The organism is Paraburkholderia sp. SSBN10T, assembly GCF_056619545.1.
The window spans coordinates 274,263-295,220 of the sequence record NZ_JBWQQI010000004.1; the positions used below are offsets into that span (position 1 = coordinate 274,263).

Annotated in this window: 19 protein-coding genes; 14 read left to right on the forward strand and 5 right to left on the reverse strand. The window is 62.2% G+C overall.

Going from position 1 to position 20,958, the window contains the following annotated elements:
* Nucleotides 1-4 precede the first annotated feature (4 nt).
* The 3 genes from phnE to AC1ECK_RS08360 are packed head-to-tail and all read right to left on the reverse strand — an operon-like array spanning nt 5 to nt 2,558.
* Nucleotides 5-805: a phosphonate ABC transporter, permease protein PhnE gene (phnE, locus tag AC1ECK_RS08350; RefSeq protein ID WP_480317839.1), complete on the reverse strand. Its 801-nt coding sequence runs from the start codon at nt 803-805 to the stop codon at nt 5-7.
* Nucleotides 802-1,662, reverse strand: coding sequence for a phosphonate ABC transporter ATP-binding protein (gene phnC / locus AC1ECK_RS08355; protein WP_480317840.1), 861 nt, complete (start codon nt 1,660-1,662; stop codon nt 802-804). Before phnC ends, phnE begins: the two co-directional genes overlap by 4 nt.
* Entirely contained in the window at nt 1,659-2,558 is a 900-nt protein-coding gene (locus AC1ECK_RS08360) for a phosphate/phosphite/phosphonate ABC transporter substrate-binding protein (RefSeq protein WP_480317841.1), read from the reverse strand. Before AC1ECK_RS08360 ends, phnC begins: the two co-directional genes overlap by 4 nt.
* A gap of 1,174 nt (nt 2,559-3,732) precedes the next feature.
* Here AC1ECK_RS08360 and AC1ECK_RS08365 point away from each other — a divergent pair.
* The 6 genes from AC1ECK_RS08365 to AC1ECK_RS08390 all read left to right on the forward strand — a co-directional run bounded on the left by AC1ECK_RS08365 (nt 3,733) and on the right by AC1ECK_RS08390 (nt 11,279).
* On the forward strand, nt 3,733-6,381 hold the full coding sequence (locus tag AC1ECK_RS08365; RefSeq protein WP_480317842.1) for a TonB-dependent receptor: 2,649 nt from the start codon (nt 3,733-3,735) through the stop codon (nt 6,379-6,381).
* A 281-nt stretch (nt 6,382-6,662) separates the two neighbouring features.
* Nucleotides 6,663-7,166 carry a lysozyme inhibitor LprI family protein gene (locus tag AC1ECK_RS08370; RefSeq protein WP_480317843.1) on the forward strand — a complete coding sequence of 168 codons (504 nt, stop codon included), beginning with the start codon at nt 6,663-6,665 and terminating at the stop codon, nt 7,164-7,166.
* A 52-nt stretch (nt 7,167-7,218) separates the two neighbouring features.
* Nucleotides 7,219-7,437 (forward strand): hypothetical protein, encoded by a 219-nt coding sequence (locus AC1ECK_RS08375; RefSeq protein WP_480317844.1) that lies wholly within the window; start codon nt 7,219-7,221, stop codon nt 7,435-7,437.
* Nucleotides 7,438-7,871: 434 nt separating this feature from the next.
* Nucleotides 7,872-8,732, forward strand: a complete 861-nt coding sequence (locus AC1ECK_RS08380) for a polysaccharide deacetylase family protein (RefSeq protein ID WP_480317845.1) — start codon at nt 7,872-7,874, stop codon at nt 8,730-8,732.
* Nucleotides 8,729-9,907: a glycosyltransferase gene (locus AC1ECK_RS08385; protein WP_480317846.1), complete on the forward strand. Its 1,179-nt coding sequence runs from the start codon at nt 8,729-8,731 to the stop codon at nt 9,905-9,907. Before AC1ECK_RS08380 ends, AC1ECK_RS08385 begins: the two co-directional genes overlap by 4 nt.
* A gap of 217 nt (nt 9,908-10,124) precedes the next feature.
* Nucleotides 10,125-11,279: a peptidyl-alpha-hydroxyglycine alpha-amidating lyase family protein gene (locus tag AC1ECK_RS08390; RefSeq protein WP_480317847.1), complete on the forward strand. Its 1,155-nt coding sequence runs from the start codon at nt 10,125-10,127 to the stop codon at nt 11,277-11,279.
* 50 nt (nt 11,280-11,329) lie between these two features.
* On the opposite strand, the gene AC1ECK_RS08395 is transcribed toward AC1ECK_RS08390, so the two are convergent.
* Together AC1ECK_RS08395 and AC1ECK_RS08400 are read right to left on the reverse strand one after the other, a co-directional pair.
* The gene (locus AC1ECK_RS08395) at nt 11,330-12,181 is read right to left on the reverse strand and encodes an AraC family ligand binding domain-containing protein (RefSeq protein WP_480317848.1); all 852 of its coding nucleotides are present in this window, start codon (nt 12,179-12,181) and stop codon (nt 11,330-11,332) included.
* Between the two features lie 28 nt (nt 12,182-12,209).
* Nucleotides 12,210-12,923 (reverse strand): alanyl-tRNA editing protein, encoded by a 714-nt coding sequence (locus tag AC1ECK_RS08400; protein ID WP_480317849.1) that lies wholly within the window; start codon nt 12,921-12,923, stop codon nt 12,210-12,212.
* Between the two features lie 234 nt (nt 12,924-13,157).
* On the opposite strand from AC1ECK_RS08400, the gene AC1ECK_RS08405 reads away from it, so the two are divergent.
* The 8 genes from AC1ECK_RS08405 (at nt 13,158) to AC1ECK_RS08440 (ending at nt 20,957) form a co-directional block, all read left to right on the forward strand.
* Nucleotides 13,158-13,640, forward strand: a complete 483-nt coding sequence (locus AC1ECK_RS08405) for a MarR family winged helix-turn-helix transcriptional regulator (protein WP_480317850.1) — start codon at nt 13,158-13,160, stop codon at nt 13,638-13,640.
* Nucleotides 13,641-14,038: 398 nt separating this feature from the next.
* A complete protein-coding gene (locus AC1ECK_RS08410) occupies nt 14,039-15,046 on the forward strand; it encodes an ABC transporter substrate-binding protein (protein WP_480317851.1) in 1,008 nt (335 codons plus the stop codon).
* Nucleotides 15,043-15,900, forward strand: coding sequence for an ABC transporter ATP-binding protein (locus AC1ECK_RS08415; RefSeq protein ID WP_480317852.1), 858 nt, complete (start codon nt 15,043-15,045; stop codon nt 15,898-15,900). The genes AC1ECK_RS08410 and AC1ECK_RS08415 overlap by 4 nt, the downstream gene beginning before the upstream one ends.
* A 36-nt stretch (nt 15,901-15,936) precedes the next feature.
* Nucleotides 15,937-16,686, forward strand: a complete 750-nt coding sequence (locus tag AC1ECK_RS08420) for an ABC transporter permease (RefSeq protein WP_480317853.1) — start codon at nt 15,937-15,939, stop codon at nt 16,684-16,686.
* Nucleotides 16,687-16,712: 26 nt separating this feature from the next.
* On the forward strand, nt 16,713-17,444 hold the full coding sequence (locus tag AC1ECK_RS08425) for an ABC transporter permease (protein WP_480317854.1): 732 nt from the start codon (nt 16,713-16,715) through the stop codon (nt 17,442-17,444).
* A 59-nt stretch (nt 17,445-17,503) separates the two neighbouring features.
* A complete protein-coding gene (gene nadC, locus AC1ECK_RS08430; RefSeq protein WP_480317856.1) occupies nt 17,504-18,340 on the forward strand; it encodes a carboxylating nicotinate-nucleotide diphosphorylase in 837 nt (278 codons plus the stop codon).
* Between the two features lie 18 nt (nt 18,341-18,358).
* Nucleotides 18,359-20,137, forward strand: coding sequence for a phosphonate metabolism protein/1,5-bisphosphokinase (PRPP-forming) PhnN (phnN, locus tag AC1ECK_RS08435; RefSeq protein WP_480317859.1), 1,779 nt, complete (start codon nt 18,359-18,361; stop codon nt 20,135-20,137).
* 52 nt (nt 20,138-20,189) lie between these two features.
* A complete protein-coding gene (locus tag AC1ECK_RS08440; protein ID WP_480317862.1) occupies nt 20,190-20,957 on the forward strand; it encodes an FRG domain-containing protein in 768 nt (255 codons plus the stop codon).
* Nucleotide 20,958 lies beyond the last annotated feature (1 nt).

Here is a 20,958-nt window from a genome sequence, read left to right on the forward strand (position 1 = left end):
TCGATTAGGCGACCAGCCCGCGCAGATAGGCCGACACGCGCTCGGCGCAAGCGACCAGTACAAAGGTAGCGATCAACAGAAACGACACCGTCTGGTACTGGAACAGGTTCATCGCCGTGAGCAACTGGAAGCCGATGCCTCCTGCGCCGACGAAGCCGAGCACCAGCGAGGAGCGCAGGTTTTCGTCAAAGCGGAAGAGTCCTATGCCGAGCAGCGAGGGCAGCACGCCCGGCACGACCGCGTGACTCAGAACCTGCAGGCGCCCGGCGCCGGTCAGGGTGAGTGCTTCGACCGGGCCCATATCCATGTCTTCGATCACCTCGGCGAACAGCCGCCCCAGCATGCCGACGGAATGGACCGCCAGCGCCAGCGCGCCCGGAAACGGCCCCAGCCCGACCGCCGTGACGAACAGCAGTGCCCACACCAGATCGGGAACCGCGCGGGTCACGCCGATGATCGCCCGTGCGGCGTAATACAGCGGCTTGGCCGGCGTCACGTTGGCGGCGGCGAGGATCGCCAGCGGGAAGGCGAGCAGGATGCCGAATACGGTGCCGAAAATCGCCAGGTCGATGGTTTCCAGAACGGGCCACAGATTCGGCACGAACTGATCGAAGGCCGGTGGCATGGCCCGCGAAATGATATCGGCCATACCGTGCGCACCCGTGACCAGATCCTGTGGACGGGCCTGCACGACGATCCACGCCTGCACGAACAGGGCGAGGATGATGACGATGATACATACCGACCAGAAGTTTCGCACTCCGGATGAAACGTCCGGGGCGCGCATCTCAAGTGCCTTGTTCATGCTGCCTCGGCCAGATAGAGGCTCGCAATCTGCTGGGAGGAGACCGCCGAGGCGGGCTGATCGAACGCCAGTTGTCCACTGCGCAGTCCCACCAGCCGGTCGGCATAACGGGTTGCCAGATCGGGTTGGTGCAGCACGCAAACCACCGCGAGGCCGTCCTCGCTGGCCAGACGCCGCAACAGTCGCATGACTTCGTCCGCGGCTTCGGGGTCGAGGCTCGCAACCGGCTCGTCGGCGAGCAGGACGTGAGGGCGCTGCGCCAATGCACGTGCGACAGCTACACGCTGAGCCTGACCGCCGGAGAGCGTGCCGGCGCGCTGGCTGGCCAGATGCAGCAAGCCGACTTCGTCGAGGTAGGCGCGGGCGGGTTCGATTTCGTCGCGTGGCAGGCGCCCGAGCGCGGTCGCGACCGTGCGGTGGCGCCCCAAGGTGCCGCAGCAGACATTCGCCAGCACGCTGCGGCGCTTGACGAGATTCGCATTCTGGGAAATCAGGGCGAGCGGCAGGCGGGCCTGGCGTAAGGCTTTGCCCGAGAGTGTGGCCAGATCGCGTCCGGCCAGCTCGACAGCACCGCCGGTGGGCCGGTTCAGTCCTACCACGCATTTCATGAAAGTGGACTTGCCGCTGCCGTTGCTGCCCAGCACCACCACCATCTCGCCGGCCTGGACTGACAGGTTGAAGTTGCGCAACGCGGTGTGACCGTTGTCATACCGCATTGTCAGGTCACGGACCGCAAGCTTGACGCCGCGAGCGAGCGTCGCGCGTTGGGCCGTTGCCGGCATGCTGGACCCGGCCGGGACGAATGCGCCGACCGGGTCCAGCGGCAGGTCGCCGGAAGCGCTGGACAGGGTATTCACAGTTTGGCCAGATCGATATGGAGGGTGGAGACCAGATCGCGGATCTGGTTGTAGGCGGCATCGGTCTGCGGCACGGTCCTCAGTTGAGGAGTCGCGCTCGCGGCCATGAATTTCTGGTCGGCCTCCGGCAGTTGGTGCAGATCGAGCGAACTCAGCACACTCGCGAGACGGGCCTTGAAATCTTCGGGCAGGTCGCCGCGCACCGCAAGCGGATCGAGCGGGATCGGCTCCGATTGCCACAGCGTCACGTAGGCCGCCGGGTCGTACTCGTTGTGCAGCTTGGCGCTGGCAATCTCTTCGCTGTTCAGTTCGCCGGCGTCGACCTTGTGGTTGCGCAGCGCTTCGAACGAGGCGGTGTGGCTACCCGCGTAGATCGCCTTGACGCCCTTGTCCGGATCGATACCGTTCTTGCTCAAGCCGTAGGCGGGAAACAGATGGCCTGACGTGGAGGCCGGATCGGCGTAGGCGAACGAATGACCATTGGTGTCGGCGAGCGTCTTGATGCCCGAGCCGGGCCAGGTGACGATGGAGGCGTAGTAGGTGGCCGGTTTGCCCTGATCGCCGGCAAACGTGGCGACTGCTTCAGCGTGGGCCACCTGATGAGCGAGCACGTAACCGAGCGGGCCGAATTGGCCGAATTCGAGTTTGTTGTTGCGCATGGCCTCGATTTCAGCGTTGTAGCTGGTGGCGACGTAGAGTTGCACGGTGCAGCCGAGCTTGTCGCCGATCATCTTGGCCAGGTCGGTGTACACAGGCAGCATACGTTGTGCCGATTCGTACGGCTCGACGCCGAAGCGAACCACACCGTTATTCGGGCAGGTACCTGCCGCATGTGCCACGCCACAAACGAGGCCGGCGGTCAGTGCCGCAGCGGTAAAAACTTTGGACAACTTCATATATTCCTCAAGTTATATTTGAACCGCGCCGAACCGCTTGAAGACCAACGCCGGACAACGTGCCCGCCTTCTGTATCAAGGAGGGATGTGCTGCTGGCCTGACCCCGCTATGCAATTCGGATCATTCTAGGAATCTCATATGACACATCGGTGTACGTATGGAGACGTCTAGATGAATTTTAGGGCGTACGTCACAACTGATAGTCAAAAAATCGAGGGCGCGTAGTCAGACGAAAGAACACATATCCGTCTGGGAATGCACCCAGCAAGGCAATCTTCAACATCTAGTCGTCTAGATGTATTGGTGCACGGTCTCTCGGCCAAAAAAGGGCGCGCTTCACGAATCCTTCACAGTCTGCGCGAGCGAACCCGCAACAGCGAAGATATTGAAACCGATAGGAATGACAAGACCGTGACACCTGCCGACAGGGTCACGCGCCCGAGGATCGGGCAATGGGGAGGTTCCGGCGCCATCCGGTGGCGGATGAAAAAAGTCCGCCCTACGGTCATAAGGCGGACGAGAACAAGTGTTTACGACCACTGCGACGAGTGAAGAAGCAGTGTGGGGTCATCTTATGTCTTAAAACGGGCGGATGTGGTTATGGGTAATGCTGTGTAAGTGGCCAGGCAGGCCAGCCGGCCGACAGATGTGTTTCCGGGAGAGGCTGGATCTCTGCTGGTCCGTGGATCGTTTGTTCCGTCAGGTAAGGCGACGAAAGGGAAAAGCGTGGTTTAAAACGCGACGGACGTCAAAAAAAGTTTGATGACGGGTTTATGAATTGATAACTTTCTCCTGCCGCACAAGACCCCGTGTTGGAGTGATCAAGTGACCACATGGTTCGCATGACGAATCATTGGTCACGGCCATGCCATGCACAAACGGCATTCGGTATTCACTCTGCCGTCACCGTAAGTCCGCCGGGATTCGCCAGTCATTGAGGTGAAGGACGCTGCACGCCTGTTCATCTTTGCGTGCGTTGCTCTGCTCCGGCTGATTCGAAAGGGCGTGGAAATAGAAGTGTAATTAGTACTGCGACATGTAATGAAAAGAAGAGAAATTTAATTTTCAGCATGAACGGCCGGCCCATGCGCCGACCGTGCTTGCAGATCGGGGTGATGAGTCCACAAGGCTTCTCACTATGGATGTGGTCTCTACTGACAAGAGAGAGGGGAAATGAAACTACGGCGTTTGACGCTCGCTATCCAAAGGATCGTTTGGGCGGAACTGGCCTTATCGGCCGCATTTGCTGTTCCTGCGCTCGCGCAGACGCAGCCGGCTACGTCCGGAAGTGCTGCTGCGACAGCGGCCACGGATAGCACCCCGGCCTCGGGCGCCCAGGCAGCGGCGCCTGCTGCTGCCTCCAGCGTGGCGGCGACGGGAACCTCGGGCAACAAGGTTGCCAAGATCAAGACCTTCGAGGTGACAGGCTCGCTGATTCGCAGCTCGGACAAGACCGGCTTCAACCAGGTCCAGACAGTGACGCAGAAGGATATCGAGCAAAGCGGTTCGACCACGGCAGCCGACTACCTGCGCTCGACCACTGCGAACTCGGCTAGTAGCTGGAGCGAAGGCACGTCCTCGAGCTTCGCACCAGGCGGCGCCGGCATCGCGTTGCGCGGCATGAGCGAAAAATACACGCTGGTGCTGATCGACGGTCAGCGCGCCGCGCCTTTTGCGTTCGCGGTGAACGGCACCGATACGTTCTTCGACCTCAATACGCTGCCGACGAACATGATCGACCGCATCGAGATTGTGAAAACCGGTGCCGTGTCGCAGTACGGTTCGGACGCGATTGCGGGCGTGGTCAACATCATCACCAAGCATGACTTCCAGGGTCTGCAGCTCGACGGCAGCATCGGCGGTGCGCAGCACGGCGGTGCGGGCACTACGAACTTCAGCGTGCTGGGCGGCTTCGGCAATCTGACTTCGGACGGCTTCAACATTACGGCTGCCGCTAGCTACTACCGCTCCAGCGGCGTCACCATGGACGAGCGGGACATCACCAGCAACCAGGATTACTCGAGCAAGAACGGCGGTTTCTTCTCGCAGCCGAGCTCTTACTGGAATACGGCTACCGGCACGCAGGCGCTGAGCAACTGCGGAGCCGGGAGCAGCGTGACATCGGCGGCGAACAACCTCGAGACCCAGGGCTCCGGTACGGTGTGCTCGCGAAATGGCGCGAGCGCGGAATCTATCGAGCCGGAAACTCAACGCACCAGCCTCAAGGTGCACGGCGACTTCAAGATCAACGACAACGTGCAGGCGTTTGTCGATGCATGGGAGAGCTATACCACTACCAAGACCGACATCGGGTTGGCGGGATTCACCTCCGGCAATACCCTGGGCACCTCACTGGTTGAATCGGGCGGCGTGGTCTCTCCGTTTAACGCCACGGTCGGCGGCACCGGGCTGACCTACTACTTCCCCGACACGCAATCGGTGACGACGGTTTCCAACTTCTACCGCCTCTCAACCGGACTGAAAGGCACGTTGAATACGGACAAGTTCGGTGACTGGGACTGGTCGACGTCTTACGGGCACTCCCAGAGCGAAGTGTCCAACTCGTATGGCAACCAGATCAACGCGTCGGTGCTGTCGAACTATCTGAGCAGCGTGACGCAGAGCACGTTCAGCGCCAACACGCTTAATTCGTTGTCGGGCCTGTTCGGCACGTCCTACGATCAGGCCATTTCGAAACTCGATACGCTCGATGCGACGATCTCGACGCCGGACCTGTTCAAGCTGCCGGCCGGTAACGTGGGTATCGGCTTTGGCGCACAGTTCCAGCACCAGAGCGAATATATCGGCCCGGGTTCCACGGATTACCTGAACCCTGAAACGCAGTCAGTGGACGGCGAGCGCAATGTCGCGGCAGTGTACTACCAGATCGACATTCCGATTTTGCGTGGCCTGACCTTCAGTCAGTCGGGCCGCTACGACCACTACAACGATTTCGGCGGAGCCTTCTCGCCGCGCTTCGCACTGCGCTACCAGCCGATCTCGATGCTGACGATGTATACGTCGTACAGCCGGGGCTTCCGTGCGCCGACGCTGGTAGAAACCTCTGAAAAGGCGAGTCTCGGCTATCAGACCGTCGACGGAAAGGACGTCTACGAAAATTCCGTCGGCAATCCGAACCTGAAGCCCGAACGCACGAAAAACTACAACATCGGTTTCGAACTGTCGCCGACCCGCAATACCGACATTGGTATCGACTGGTACAAGATCGACGTCACCAATGTGATCGGCCAGGAAAGCATTGCGGCGCTGGTTGCCGCGAACCCGAACGAGTCGGTCTACAACGTAGGCTTCGAGAATCTTTCGTACCTGCATACGGATGGTTTCGAAGCGACGTTCAGGCAATCTCTGCCGACGAAGATCGGCACCTTTACGCTCTCGGGTGACTGGGCGTACGTATGGCACTTCACGATGCCGAGCAATGGCGTTGCGGACGACTATGCAGGCAACAATGGCGCAATCGATACGGTATTCGGTGCCTCGTTCCCGCGCTGGAAAGGCAACACCCAGCTAAGCTGGGCATACCAGAAGTGGACCGCCACCCTGAGCTGGCAATTCGTCGGCCCATACGCACAAACGATTGTCTCCGGCTCGCCTGCTGTCGCGTCATACAGCCAGTTCAACCTGTTCGCCAGCTACAACGGCTTCAAGCATTGGACGCTGTATGCCGGCATCGACAATATCTTCAACCGTGCGCCGCCGTATGACCCGGTGTGGCAGTACTTGAGTCGGACCTACTATGACACGTCGCTGTACACCTACATTGGCCGTTATGCCCAGATCGGCGCAACGTACAAGTTCTGATGTTTGAGTAGAGACGGTGTGAATGCGCCGCTCCGGTTCCGCGCCACGGGACCGGAGCGGCGTACGTCTTTGCACGGGGCGCTTGCGAATGTCCCGCTCAGGAAACGTTTCGTAAGCACTTGTGATGCGAGGGCCTTTTTTCCGGGCCTGGATTTGCATCAGGGCGACTATTCTGCCTTCACGCGAGCTGCATCCTTCGCTGTGATCGGGGCTGCCGTGAGCCCGCGTACAGCACGCTGCAATCCGCTGCGATCCAGTCATTTCCTCGTACAGGGTGAGTCATGTTTACATCGAATACTGCCTTTCCATTTGTTACCCGGTTTTTTGCAACGCCGTCGAAAATCCTGTCCGTCTGCGCTCTGGTGGCGTGCGCAACGTTCGCCGGCGCTGCGTCGGCGGCGAGCTTCCATTGCACCAGCAAGGCTTCGGCATCCGAAAAAATCGTCTGCCAGGACCCGCAACTGTCCAGCCTTGACGACAAGCTGGCGGCATCCTATCAACGTGCGGTTCAGACGAGCCTCGATCCGCGCTCGGTGGAGTCCGCCCGCATCGAACAATGGCTTTGGCGGCAGCACAACTGTACCGACAAGGCCTGCGTTCTGAGCTGGTATCAGCGGCGCATCGCGGAGCTGGATGCGGACTATGAGCAGGCGAAGCAGGCGCAGCACGACGCCTTCGAAGCCTCGCTGGTCGAACAGAAGCTGGCGCCGACCGCAGCCGACGCCGTCAGGCAGCTCAAGAACGACTCATTGGTGGCGGCAGCGCCGGTGGCGGCTCCGAAGTGAACGCGGCCCGCTGCGCGCGGATGAGCACCCGGCGGAACAAGGACGAAAGCGTATGCGCCATGGGCCATCGGTAAGGCTGGTCGTGTCCGTGGAGGATGGGCCGGAAGATAGCGTCGGTGGCATCGTCGAGCTGAGCGGGCGGAAGGTGGGTGTCTGGTACTACGACGCAATGTCGAGTCAGGTCGTGACACGCGCTTTCCGCAACAAGGTCGTGACCGGCAGCGTCGCCGAAGTGGTGCGTCAGTTGCGACGGTTCGCGCTGCGGGTTTAAGGCTTCAAGCACCAACGGCTCGAGGCCGCAAGATACGGCACGACGTGAGCGTGCCGCCTCACCTTCATTGACACATCGGGACGCAGCGTCGCTATTGCGGCGCTGCGTCCCTTTGCTGTTTACCTCTCTAGCGCCTTTGGCGACTCCAACCTTTCCACAGAGCGCCTGGCTAAGGGCCGGTCAAGCTCGCCCGAGCGGGTCTTTTGTCGAGATTCATGCGCGCCTTCGACATAGCGACACAAATCTCGACAAAGCAGCCATAGATCGCCGAGTTTCTTCTCTCTAATATTAAAACAGATTACTTCGTGATCGCATTGACCGTGCGGGAGAGCCGTACAGGGCGGCGGTTTGTCGAGAGAAGCCGCGCTCCCGTCAGGAACTGACCGGCATTTTCGATTCGCAATCGATAAAACACCTTCTGGCTTGCATAGTAAATGATCCAAACGACTGAATCGTTTGCGAAATCGATACCGGTACTGATGTATCACCATGTTTCACCGGCCGGTGGAGCGCTCACCATTTCGCCGGAGAACTTCGAGTCGCAAATCAGGTGGCTGGCAAAGAACGGCTACGTCACGCTGACGGCGGACGAATTCGCGCGGTTTCTGCGCGGCGCGCCGATGCCGCGCAAATCGATTGTGCTCACATTCGACGACGGCTACCTGGACAACTACGTCCACGCGCATCCGATTCTGCTGCGTTACGGGCTCAATGCGCTCATGTTTCTGATCACCGGCCGCGTCCATGACGGCGCGTTTCGCTCGATCGGCGCGGAGCGTGCGGGGCCGTTGCGCACACATCAGGCCTGCGAGCGGCTCGTGCAGGACGGTCGCGCCGACGAGGTGACGGTGCGCTGGAGCGAGGTCGAACTGATGCGCGCCGCGGGCACCTTCGAATTCCACAGCCACACGCATAGCCACCGGCGCTGGGATCAACTGTGCGGCGACGCCGCCGGCAAGCGCCGGCACATCGGTGTCGACCTCGAGCAGTCGAAGGCGATCCTGAGCGAGCGCCTCGGGGCTGCGTCGCGTCACCTGTGCTGGCCTGAAGGCTATTTCGACGCCGATTACATCGATGCTGCCAAAGCGGCAGGGTTCGAGTATCTCTACACGACCCGGAACCTGCGACGCAACGTGCCGGGCAGCGACCCCTACCGCATTCACCGCCTCGTCGACAACGGCAAGGACGCGCAGTGGCTGGCACGCAAGGTACAGCGTTACCAGGATCCCGTCTGGGGGCGGGCGTATTACTGGTTCAAGCGGGCCAGACACTTCCGGAACGAAGCGTGGTCATGAGAATCCTGTATACGAACTTTCACGACGGGGATGGGGGCGGCCATACCACGTACATCCTCAGCCTCGCCAGGGCGCTGAGCACGCGCCATCGCGTGACGATTGCGGCGCCGCTGTCGAGCCGGCTTTATAGAAGCGCGAAAGAGATTGCGGGTGTCGAGGTGGTTGCGCTCGAGTTTCGCAACCGGCTGGGCGCGATGGTCGGATCGGGCTGGAAGTTGCGTCAACTGATAACAAACAGGCGCTTCGACATCGTGCACGTCAACGGCTCGGCCGATCACCGGATCGTCATGCTGGCGACGCTCGGCTTGCGGCGGACCCGACCGCGTATCGTTTTCACGAAACACAACGATCTGCCGGTGAGCGGCTTGAGCACGTGGCTCAAGGGGAAGCTCGGCACCGACTCGGTCATCTGCGTGTCGGATTACACCCGGCGCCGTCTCGCCAGGACGGTCTATGGCCGCAACGTGGTGTGGGTCGTGCACCATGGCATCGATCTGCGCCGCTTTGCGCCGGTCAGAACCGAAGTGATCGAGCGGCTGCGCAACCGCTGGCGCTCGGTGATTCCTCGCGATGCGCTGCTGGTGGGCAGCGTCGCCGGCACAGACAGCAACAAAGGCTGGCTGAATATGGTGGCCGCGGTGGCGTTGTTGCCGGCCGCGCAGCGCGATCGGATTCGCATTGTCGTTGCCGGTCAAATGCCCGATGCCCAGCAGCACGCACGCGTTGCCGAACTCGGCATGACGGATCTTGTGATCTTCACGGGTGTGCTGAGCGACGTGCGCCCCCTCGTGGCAGCGTTGGACGTGGGCTTTGTGCTGTCGCAACGGGAAACGCTTTCGTTTGCGTGCCGCGAGATGATGGCGATGGGCAAACCGGTCATCGTCTCCGGCTGCGGCGGTCTGCCCGAGAACGTGGATGCCGGCGTGAACGGCTGGATCGTCGAGCCGCACGAGCACGAACGCATGGCGCAACTGTTGATGCATTTGCTTGGCAACCGGCTCGAAGTGACGCTGGCGGGTATGGCAGCGCGGGCGCGAAGCGTCGCGCAGTTTTCGCTGCAGGCATTCGCGGAACGTACCGAGGCGGTCTACCAGGAATGCCTCGCACGAATTCCACCCGCCTTCGGCAACGGCGGCGTTGCTGAATGGAGCACCGTCCAGCGTCACTCCAGCTAAGACTTTCCGCTTGGCTTCTTTCTGACTCCGGCGAAGAGCCCCTTCAAAGATTTCCCTTACTGCACTGCGCAGTTGCTTCGCCTGATCAGCCATCGGGCCGGCAGCGTGAGCGCGCTGCATGTGCCGCGGAACATGGACTATAGTGAGAGCGGCGCGTTTGACGTAGAACGAGCGAACAGCAAGCCAACAGAAAGGGAATAACAAGGAGGCGACGTCGATGAACCACCTTCATTTGGAATCCTGTCCATGCTGCGGGGACCTGCAGCATCGCTCCGTCACCCGGCGGCGTTTTCTGGCTCTTGCGGGGGAGGGCGCTGCCGCACTCGCGTTGATGCCTCGCTTCGGCTATGCGGAGACGGAGACTGTCCCGTCCATACCCTATGACTCTGTGCCCGACCCGGTGCGCTTGCCGCGCGACGTCTATTTTGGCGAGTGCTCGGGCGTGGCGCTCAATTCGAAAGGCCACATCTTCGTGCTGTCGCGCGGCAATTCGAGCGGTCCGGCTTATGGCGCGGCCGCCGCGCAGTTGCTCGAATTCGCGCCGAACGGCCGCTTCATCCGCGAGATTGGCCGCAACCTGTACGCCTGGTCGTTTGCACACACGGTCAAGATCGACGCGCACGACAACATCTGGGTGACCGACAAAGGCTCGGACATGGTGATCAAGTTCACCCCGGAGGGACGTGTCGCGATGGTGTTCGGCCGCAAGCAGGAGGCGGCTGACGAAGAGACCGGTCCGCTCAAACATCCGAATCCGCCGTTGCCCGCCGAGCCGGGCCGCTTCCGGCAAGTGACCGACGTGGCTTGGGACGCGGCCGGCAACGCGTACATCAGCGATGGCTATATCAACTCGCGCGTCGCCAAGGTCGACAAGGACGGCAACTGGCTCAAATCGTGGGGCGAGCGTGGCACGGGCCCCGGCCAGTTTCATACGCCACACAGCATTGCGCTCGACGCGAACGGCAGCGTCTATGTGGCCGACCGCAGCAACCGGCGCATTCAGGTGTTCGACGGCGAGGGCAACTTCCTGCGCCAGTTCACGATCGACGTACCGGTGCCTCCCGGGGCACGTCCGGCGATCGGTTATGCGCCGGACGAGGCGGCCATTGCCGCGGGTACCTTCGCGCCCGGTGCGCCCTGGGCGATCGCCATCTCGCCGGGTCCCAACCAGGTGCTCTACAGTTCAGACGGCTTTCCCGGGCGCATCTACAAGCTCACGCTAGAGGGCAAGGTGCTGGGCGTGCTCGGCGAATCCGGCAAGCAACTGAAGCAGTTCGGCTGGATTCATCAAATGGCTTGTCCTTCTGAGAATGTGCTCTACGTCGCCGAGCTGTTGAACTGGCGTGTGCAGAAATTGTTGCTGCATGCCTGAGTGAGCTCGCACTCGTGCGGTGCGGGCGGATCCGCTCCGTCGGCCTGGACCTAGAGCGCGGGCTTTAGCGCGGCGTAAGCGCCGGGCGTGATGCCGTAAGCGCGCTTGAAGACCCGGTTAAGGTGGCTTTGATCGTAGAAGCCCGCGCTCGCTGCTGCGTCTGCCGCAGTGCGGCCGGCGACCAGCAACTGCTTTGCGGCGATCAGCCTGAGCTGATTCGCATACGCATGGGGTGGCAGACCGTACTCCTTGCAGAAGGCGCGCATCAGGTGATACCGGCTGAGGTTCGCCACTTCCGCCAGTTCGTCGATCGGGATGTCGCGTGCAAATTGCGCGGCGATGTAGTCGCGCACGCGCGCCATCTTTTGCGTGTCGCGGCCCAGCTCGTTGACGACAGGTCTTGGCTGACCGTAGCGGCCAAAGAGCATGCCCATTGCCGCCCACCAGTTCGCTTGCCGTTCCATCAGCGGCGTTCGGTTGTTCTGGTCCAGACTCGCATGCGCTTTCAACAGCAGCCTGCATAACTGCGGGTCGCAATACAGGCCGGGCGGGATGGACAAGGGCCGGTCGCCGCGCGAGTCGTCGCTGAAGACCGCGCTCAGTGCCGCAAGCCCGTGCATATCGAGGTAGATCGCGCGGTAGTGCCACGCCTGATCCTGCCAGACTGCGCCACAGTGGTACTCGCCAGGCTCGAAGACCAGCACGGTGCCGGCGCCGGACACCTCACTGCCGGCGCGTGTGCGGCATTGTCCCGCGCCGAACTCGGTCATCACGATCACCAGTTCGTCATGCACGTGGCGCTCGAACTCGTGTGCGCCGTAACGCGCGGTTGCGAGTGCCGCGCCCTCGAGCGCGCCGTCGCGCCAGTAAAGGACTTGCTGTGTCGAGCTGCCGCTTGCCATGGCTGCTTCCTGGATATGTCAAGTTGCCCTATGTAAGCTCGATGCGGACCCGGCGATTGCGGCGGCCCTTGTTCTCGATCTTCGTCATGCGGACCGGGTGCGACTGTGCAGTGTTCGTCAGATGCGTGCCGCCGCATGCCTGACGGTCGAGCCCGGCGATCTCGACAATCCGAATGGTGCCGTCCGGCGTGGGCGGCGGCGCGACCGACAGGCTGCGGATCAGCCCGGGCGTCGCCTGGGCGTCGCGCAGCGCGATGTAGCTGGCGCGTACGTCCAGTCCCTGGCGAATCACGTCGTTGAGCGGCCCTTCGAGCGCACGCAAGGCGTCGTTATCCGCCTCGGGCAGGTCGAAGTCCATGCGCGCGCTGCCGTCCGCGTTGATCTGCGCGCCGGTCACCAGCGCACCCGCGAAGTGCTGATAGACGAGCGCGTTCAGGATGTGGGTCGCGGTATGAAGTTGCGCAAGCGTCGAGCGCCGTTGCGCATCGATCGAAACGAGAACCTCGCCCGTCAGTTCGAGCGGCGTATCGAGCTCATGCCAATAGCCGCCGCCCTGCACCGACACACCGACGATACGCGCTTCGCCGTGTGCATGTCTGAGCGTGGCGGTATCGCAGACCTGACCGCCGCCGCCGGGGTGAAGCGCCGAGCGCGACAGCAGCACGGCGCCGGGCCGCGCGTCGACTACGCTGGCTTCGAACTCGAGCAGATCGGGCTGCTCATGGCAAAGATAATGGGGCATCGCAGCAAACGGCATCAAGTGCACAGGATTTCGATGGGGACAGTATAGTCGTCCATACATGGAGCCCGTCTTGGTCAAAAGTGCTGTTTTGCGCGTTGCACGTTGCTTTGTCGCCGGCGGCGATTTGCGCCGTTGCGGAACGGGCCGGCGTTGTCCTCACGTGAAATCTTTGTAGAATGACGTGGTCTTGCCCCGTTTCGATCCACGACATCACCTTCAAGAGATCTATCGATCATGGCGCCGCCCAAGTTCCCTTCCGAGCCGACGCCACCCACGCAGTTCGATATCTCCAGCTATGAATTCTCGGAGCAGATCGGTCATCTGCTGCGCCGGGCCTACCAGCGCCATCTGGCGATCTTCGCCCAGACCATCGACGATCCACAACTGACCGCGGTGCAGTTCGCGGTACTCAGTGCGAACCGGCGGCTCGGACCTTCGTCGATGAGCGATCTCGGCAAGGCCACGGCTATCGACGGGGCAACCGTGCGCGGCATCATCGAACGCCTGCAGGCGCGGGGGCTGGTGGAGTTGCAGACCAATCAGGACGATCGCCGCAAGAGCGTGGTCGAACTGACCGAGCGCGGACGGCAACTGCTCGACGTGACCACCCCGACCGCTGCGCATATCAGCGAACTCACCATGAGCGATCTCAATGCGGTCGAGCGGGTGGCGGTGCTGTATCTGTTGCGCAAGCTCTGCGGCCCGGATCTGGAGTGACGCAGACGTTTATCGCCCATGCCGCCGCGGCGGCGCTCACGGGTCTTGTGTCCAGTTCGATGGCGCCGGTGCAACGTGCACCAGCCATGGGCTGAATCCGCACCGTGCGCATTTATAGTGTGTACATGTTTTTTTGTGGTGCGCTCCGGCTCTCCGGGTACGTCGGGTTACAGAGTTGAAAGCGGACTCGTTCAAGAGTACAGGGTATTGAATTTAAAGGGTTTGATGCGTTTTATCCCGCGCTGATGCCGTCGCGGGTAAACACCGTTAACGGTGGCATGCTCATTGCGACTAAGCTTCCAATTACCGCGTGTACGCTCATTTGGCACTTTTAGCCGGGCGCTCTGGCGGTGCACCGCTACTATAGCCATCTGATTTCAACGTCGGGAGTGCTCTATATGAAGTGGTTCGTCAGGCGGATCGGCGCGACGCTCGGCGCGTCGCTGGTGCTGCTGGTGCTATTAGCGGCTGGCGTCATCGGCGTGCCGGTGACGCGGGCCGATGATATCTCCGTCACGCAGTGGGGCAGCAGCCTGTACGGTCTTCCGTATGCGGTTGCGATGGACAAGGGCCTCTTCAAGAAGGCCGGCGTCGACATTACCGGCATCCTGACGTCGAGCGGCGGCGGCACGACGGTGCGCAATATCCTCGCCAGCAAGACGCCGTACGGCGAAGTCGCGGTAGCGGCTGCGCTTGCCGCGCAACGCCAGGGTCTGGATCTGGTGATCGTCAATGTCGGCACCCGCAGTGTCGCGGAAGCGTCGATGGTCACGATGCCCGCCGCCAACGTGCAGAGCGTCGCGGACCTGGCCGGCAAGAAGGTCGCGATCACCTCGCCCAAAGGCGTTTCCGAAATGCTGTTGCTGATGGTGCTCAAGCAAAAGGGCATCGACGCGGGCAAGGTGACCCGGGTCGCCTCGGGCGGCTATGTCAACGGCTTGACGATGCTGGAGCAGGGGGCGGTTTCCGGTGCGGTACTGATCGAGCCGCTGTCGATCGTGCGCAAGGCCAGTTACCGCACCGTCTATCGGGCGGGCGACATTCTGCAACCGATGACCACCTCGGTCGGCATCACCACCCGCGAATTTGCCAAAGCGCATCCCGACGAACTGCGCGCCATCATTGCCGGGCGCCGCGCAGGCGTGGATGCGGTGTACGCCGACCCGGCCGGCGCCGCGAAGCTGCTGCAGGCGAGTTTCAAGCTCACGCCCGATGTCGCACGCGAAGCCGTGGACAATATGGTCAAGTCGCATATGTGGAGTGACGGCGAATTCGATCGCACCGAACTCGACCGCATGACGGAAGGCCTCAAGCTCGTCGGCGAACTGAACGGCGATGTCGACTGGTCGAAGCTCGTCGATACCAGCTTCCTGCCCGCCGATCTGAAAGCGAAGAGTTCGCTATGAAAGCGCGCAACGGTCATCCGACGCTGCAGGTTGTCGAGTTGCCGGCACAGCGCGAAGCGGCCTTGCCCGAGGCACATGCCGAACTTACCGGCGTGACCCGCTATTTCACGCGCAGCGATTCCAAAGAACTGTTCCATGCGCTCGGCCCGATCGATCTGACCTTGACCAAGGGCGAGTTTTTCTCCGTGGTCGGGCCGTCCGGGTGCGGCAAGTCCACGTTGCTCGATGCGCTTGCCGGACTCGCCACGCCGAGTTCCGGCACGGTGATGTTCGAAGGCCAGCCGGTGAAGGGCGTGCCCGACGGGGTAGGCGTCGTGTTCCAGGAGGACGCGTCTTTCCCGTGGCTGAATCTGCGCGACAACATTTCGTTCGGACTGCGCATGGCGGGAGTCGATGGCGCGGAGATCAAGCGCCGGGTCGACTATGCGATGGGCTTCATGGGCCTGAAAGACTTCGCCAATGCGTACCCGTCGCAGTTGTCGGGTGGCATGCGGCAGCGCGTGTGCATCGCCAGAACGCTGGTTTTGCAGCCTCGCCTGATTCTGCTCGATGAGCCGTTCGGCGCGCTCGATCAGCAGACGCGTCTGCTGATGGGCGACGAGTTGCTGCGCCTGTGGCGCGAAACCTCGGCAACGGTGCTATTGATTACCCATGCGCTCGATGAAGCCGCGATGCTGTCCGACCGGGTTGGCGTAATGTCGGCGCGGCCGGGGCTTTTCATCGATATCGTCGAGACCGGCTGGGAGCGCTCGCGCGACAGCCGCGTCGTCTCGACGCCGCGTTTCGGCGAGATCAATGCCCGTTTGTGGGAAAAGCTGCGAGTCGAATCGTTGAAGGTGATGGGCGCGCACTAGGCGCGCGGTTTTTTCCTGCGAACCTGGGAGTTCGAAGTGAAAGCCGAAAGTCTGCTTCGTATCGCCGTGGTGGGTGGTTTCATCGTGCTGATCGAACTGCTGTGCCGCAGCGGCATCATTGCGTCCAGTGTGCTGATTCCCCCGTCCGCGATGTTCACGCACGGTATCGATCTGCTGCGCGGCGGCAAATTCGACCACGACATCGTCACCAGCCTCGTCAACATTGTCGCCGCGTCAATCGTCTCCGTACTGCTCGGCTTCATGCTGGGGCTCGGCATTCACGCGCTGCCGTCGGTGCGCCGCTCGATCGAGCCGCTGCTATCGAGCTACTACGCGATCCCCACCTTCATCTTTTATCCGGTCTTTATTGTCGTCCTCGGCGTCGGCTCGCTGCCGATCATCGCGATTGCGGTGATGCTCTCGGTCGTGACCATGATCACCGCCACACTGAATGGGCTGGACCGCATTCCACGCGCGTTGCACAAGAGCGCCCAGGTGATGCGGCTCTCGCCGTGGCGTTGCGCGATCTACATCAAGCTGCCCGCCACGCTGCCGTATCTGTTCACCGGCGTGAAGCTCGCGGTGGCGTATGCGTTTATCGGCGTGATCGCCTCGGAATTCATTCTGTCCGGTTCGGGCATCGGCTACGCAATCGGTTATGCGTACAACAACTTCCAGAACGACGACATGTATTCGCTGATGCTGTTCGTGCTGGTGCTGGTGACGCTGGTCAACGTGGTGCTGAACCGGATCGACCAGCGGTTTCAGGCCCGCCGGCAGCGCTAGGCATGCGGATACCGGGAAATACCTTCATGAAAAGATTCGTCGATCCGCTGCTTGTCGCGCTAGTCGTCGTTGTGTGCTGGCAATGTCTGCACTGGGCGGTCGGCAACGGCTCCCTCAGTTCGCCCTGGAGCACCGTCGAGGCGCTGCTCCAGATGCTCGGCACGGCAGCGTTCTGGGACAACGCCGGCGAGACTGCGAGAGCGCTTGTCTACGCACTCGTCATTGCGCTGGCCGGCGGCGTGACGCTGGGTGTGCTGCTGGGCGTGAACCGCCTGTCCGGCGTGGTCGCGGAACCGATCCTGCTGAACCTGTATTCGCTGCCTAAGGTCACGCTGTATCCGCTGGTGCTGCTCGTGTTCGGACTCGGCTTGTCGGCGAAAGTGGCGTTTGGCGTGATGCACGGGCTGATTCCGATTCTGATGTTCACCATGAATGCAATCCGGCAGATGCGGCCGGTCTACCTGCGTGCCTCGAAGACCATGCGCCTGTCGTTTGTCCGCACGATTGTCCATGTCGTGCTGCCGGCGATCTTTCCGGAAGTGGTGGCCGGTTTGCGGCTCGGCTTCTCGCTGACCTTGCTTGGCGTGTTGATCGGCGAGATGTTCGCGTCGCAGCGCGGGCTCGGCTACATCCTGACGAGCGCGATGAACCTTGGGGACATCCGCACGATCATGGCGGTCGCGCTGTTTCTGAGCGTGTTCGCGCTCTCTTGCAATGGCTTGCTGATGATGGCCGACCGGCGCCTGAAGCATCGCTGAGCGGTGTGTCATAGGTTGTGAACGATCGATTCCATTTCATTCAGAAAGGTGGAGAAAACATGTATGACGTATTCCAGACGGATCGCCTGATCGACCTTTGGCTGACCGAAGACATCGGCTATTGCGACCTGACCGCGCAGTTGATGATCGAGGCGGACGAGACCGGCGCTTTTTTCATGAATGCACGCGAGCCGCTGATTGTGGCCGGCATCGACGTGGCGGCACGTATCTTCAAGCGCTACGACCCGACGCTCGAGGTCGTGGTGCGCGTGAAAGACGGTGACAAGGTAGAGCGGGGCGCCGTATTGCTCGAGGTGAGCGGCACGGCGCGCAGTGTGCTGACGGCCGAGCGCACGGCGCTCAATATCGTGCAGCGTCTGTCGGGCATTGCCAACCTGACCGGAGAATATGTCGCCGCGGTGGCGGGCACGCGAGCGCGTCTGATCGATACGCGCAAGACCACGCCGGGTCTGCGCATGCTCGAGAAGCACGCCGTGACCTGCGGCGGCGGCCTGAATCACCGGCTCGGCCTCGACAACGGCGTGATGATCAAGGACAACCATATTGCCGTGTGTGGCGGCATCGCCAAAGCCGTGCAGCGTGCGCGCCGCCAGTTGCCGGTGCTGACGAAGCTCGAAGTCGAATGCGACCGCCTGGAGCAGGTCAAGGAGGCGCTCGAAGCAGGTGTCGATGTGATCATGCTCGACAACATGTCTGTCGAGGAGATGCGCCGCGCCGTGGAGATCGTCGGTGGACGTGTGCTGCTGGAGGCATCGGGCGGCATTAGCCTTGCGACCATCGGTGCGGTCGCGCAGACCGGCGTCGATTACATCTCCACCAGCAAGATCAATCAGGCGGCGGCATGCGTCGACATCGGTCTGGACGAGGCCGAGTAATGGTCGAATAAGCGGCTCATGGCCTCCGGCATTTTCTTCTTCGTGGTCGGTCCGAGCGGCGCCGGCAAGGACGCGCTGATCGAGGGTGCGCGCCACCTCGCGGACCGGTTCTGCTTGGCCCGCCGCGTGATTACGCGGCCAGCCGGATCGCCCGGTGAGAATCACGAAGCGCTCGATGAAGCGGCATTCGCCGAACTCGAGCGCACGGGGGCTTTCCTGATTACCTGGTCGGCACACGGTTTGAGCTACGGCTTGCGGCGCGATCTGCTGGACGTATTGGCCAATGGCCGGCATGTGATTGCGAACGGCTCGCGCAGCATGATTGCCGCGTTGGCGGCGCGTGTGCCACGGATGGTCGTGATCGAAGTGAGTGCGCCGCCCGAGGTGCTGGCCGAGCGGATTCTGGCACGCGGGCGCGAAACGCCCGAGCAGGTGCAACTGAGAGTGCAGCGCCAGGTCGCGGCGCACGCGGCGGATGTGCCGACGCTGCAGGTCGCCAACGACGGGACGCTGCAGCAAGGCATCGAGCGTTTCCTGGCGGCGCTCGAACGCGCGATCCTGCCGCTTCCCGCGAGCGCTCCGTTCCTGCACGCCAAGCTGGCGGGCGTTGCGCTCGACGAGGCGCAATACGATGCGCTGCTGGACGATATGCTGGCGCAGCGCTATGCCGAGCGCGACATCAACCGCTTTCTGCTGCACGCATGCGAGCATCTGGCCGATGCGGAAGTGCTGGCGCTCGCCAGGGCGCGGGCGAAGCGGATGCCCCGGATCGCCTGGAATGAGCCGATCGTCGTCGACAAGCATTCGCTGGGCGGCATTCCCGGCAGCCGGATCACGCTGATTGTGGTGCCGATCGTCGCGGCCTACGGTCTGGCGATGCCGAAGACGTCCTCGCGCGCCATTACTTCTGCTGCCGGCACCGCCGACGCGATGGAGACGGTCGCGCGTGTCGACCTGACGGCACAGGAGGTGCGACGCTGTGTCGACGAAGCGCGGGCTTGCATCGCCTGGAATGGCCGCCTGAATCACTCGCTGATCGACGAGCGCATCAATGCGTTTACACGGCCGCTTGGGCTGGCGTCCAACCGCTGGTCGGTGGCGTCGATCCTGTCGAAGAAATGCTCTGCCGGCTCGACTCACGTCATCGTCGATCTGCCATGCGGGCCGCGCGCCAAGCTCAAAACCGCCGGGGAAGCGCGCATGCTTGGCGCGCTGTTCGAATATGTCGGCGCCGGGCTGGGGCTGACGGTCAAGGCGCTGGTGACAGACGGCACGGCGCCGGTCGGGCGTGGCATCGGCCCGGCGCTGGAGGTGCGCGACACAGGTCTCGTACTCGATAACCATGTCGACGCACCCGTCGACTTGCGTGACAAGGCACTGACATTTGCCTCGCATATTCTGGCATGGGCGCCGGCTGTGCAGGACCCGGCAGAGGGCCGGCGGATCGCCGAAGCGCTGCTGGCGAGCGGGGCGGCGCGCGCCGCGTTCGAGCGGATCGTCGACGTGCAGGGGAGGCTGGCCTCTCCCATGTTGCCGGCACGGCAGGTTCACACCGTCACGGCTGCGCATGACGGCGTCGTCACGTCGATCGACGGCTGGCTGATCGCAGAGATCGCCCGTCAGGCCGGCGCGCCCGCAGACGCCGGGGCCGGTATCGACCTGCTGTGCAAGGTTGGACAAACGGTATCGGCAGGCGAGCCACTGTATCGGGTTCACGCCAACGACGGCGCCGCGCTCGAGCGTGCGATGCGCGCGGCGGCGCTGGATTCGGCCTGCAGGATCGAAAGCAAGAACTGAGCGAGGTATACCTAAGGTGAAGACGACGGTGGTTTCGAGTTGGCAGCAGTTCATGAGCCTGACCGCCGAGCTCGATGGCTGGGCATTTCGAGGTCAGCAGGATGCCAACTGGCTGTTGCAGAGTTCGCTGTCACGTTACCTGGCGGCGTTTGTGCCTGACCGCTCGACATGGCGGATTCAGGAGCAGCGCGCCATTCGCATTTTTCGCCGCAAGGCCCACAACTATCTGTCCGACGTGCGCGCGCTCTCGGATGACCTGCGCTGCCTGGGCTTGATGCAGCACCACGGCGCACCGACGCGGATGCTCGATTTCACCAAATCGCCGTTCGTTGCGGCCTTCTTTGCGCTGGAGCGCGCCGTATCGGACGCCGCGATTTTCGCGGTGAATACGCCTGCGTTGTGGACCAATCGCGCCATTCCGACACGCACGCCGCATCTGACTCGCGACATGATCGATCCGCGTCGCAAAGGCAACTTCGAGAAATTCTTCCTGACTGAAAAGAATCCGGTGATCTGGTTCGGCGAACCCGCGGAAATGGACCAGCGGCTGATTGCTCAGGCCGGAACCTTTGTGTTGCCGGGTTTGCTGCAGGAGCCGCTCGATGAAATTCTCAGCCATTACTCCAGCGACGACGAGCTGTTGCGCAAAGTCGTCTTGCCGCGCTCGGTTCGGGATGACGCGATGCGCGCGCTGTACCGGATGAACATTACGAACGCATCGTTGTTTCCGGATATGGAGGGGCTCGCGCGTTCGATCGCACTGGAACTGGAGATGGTTTGGCCCGCAGTCGGCAGGATGGCGGCGCAAACGGGGCAATAAG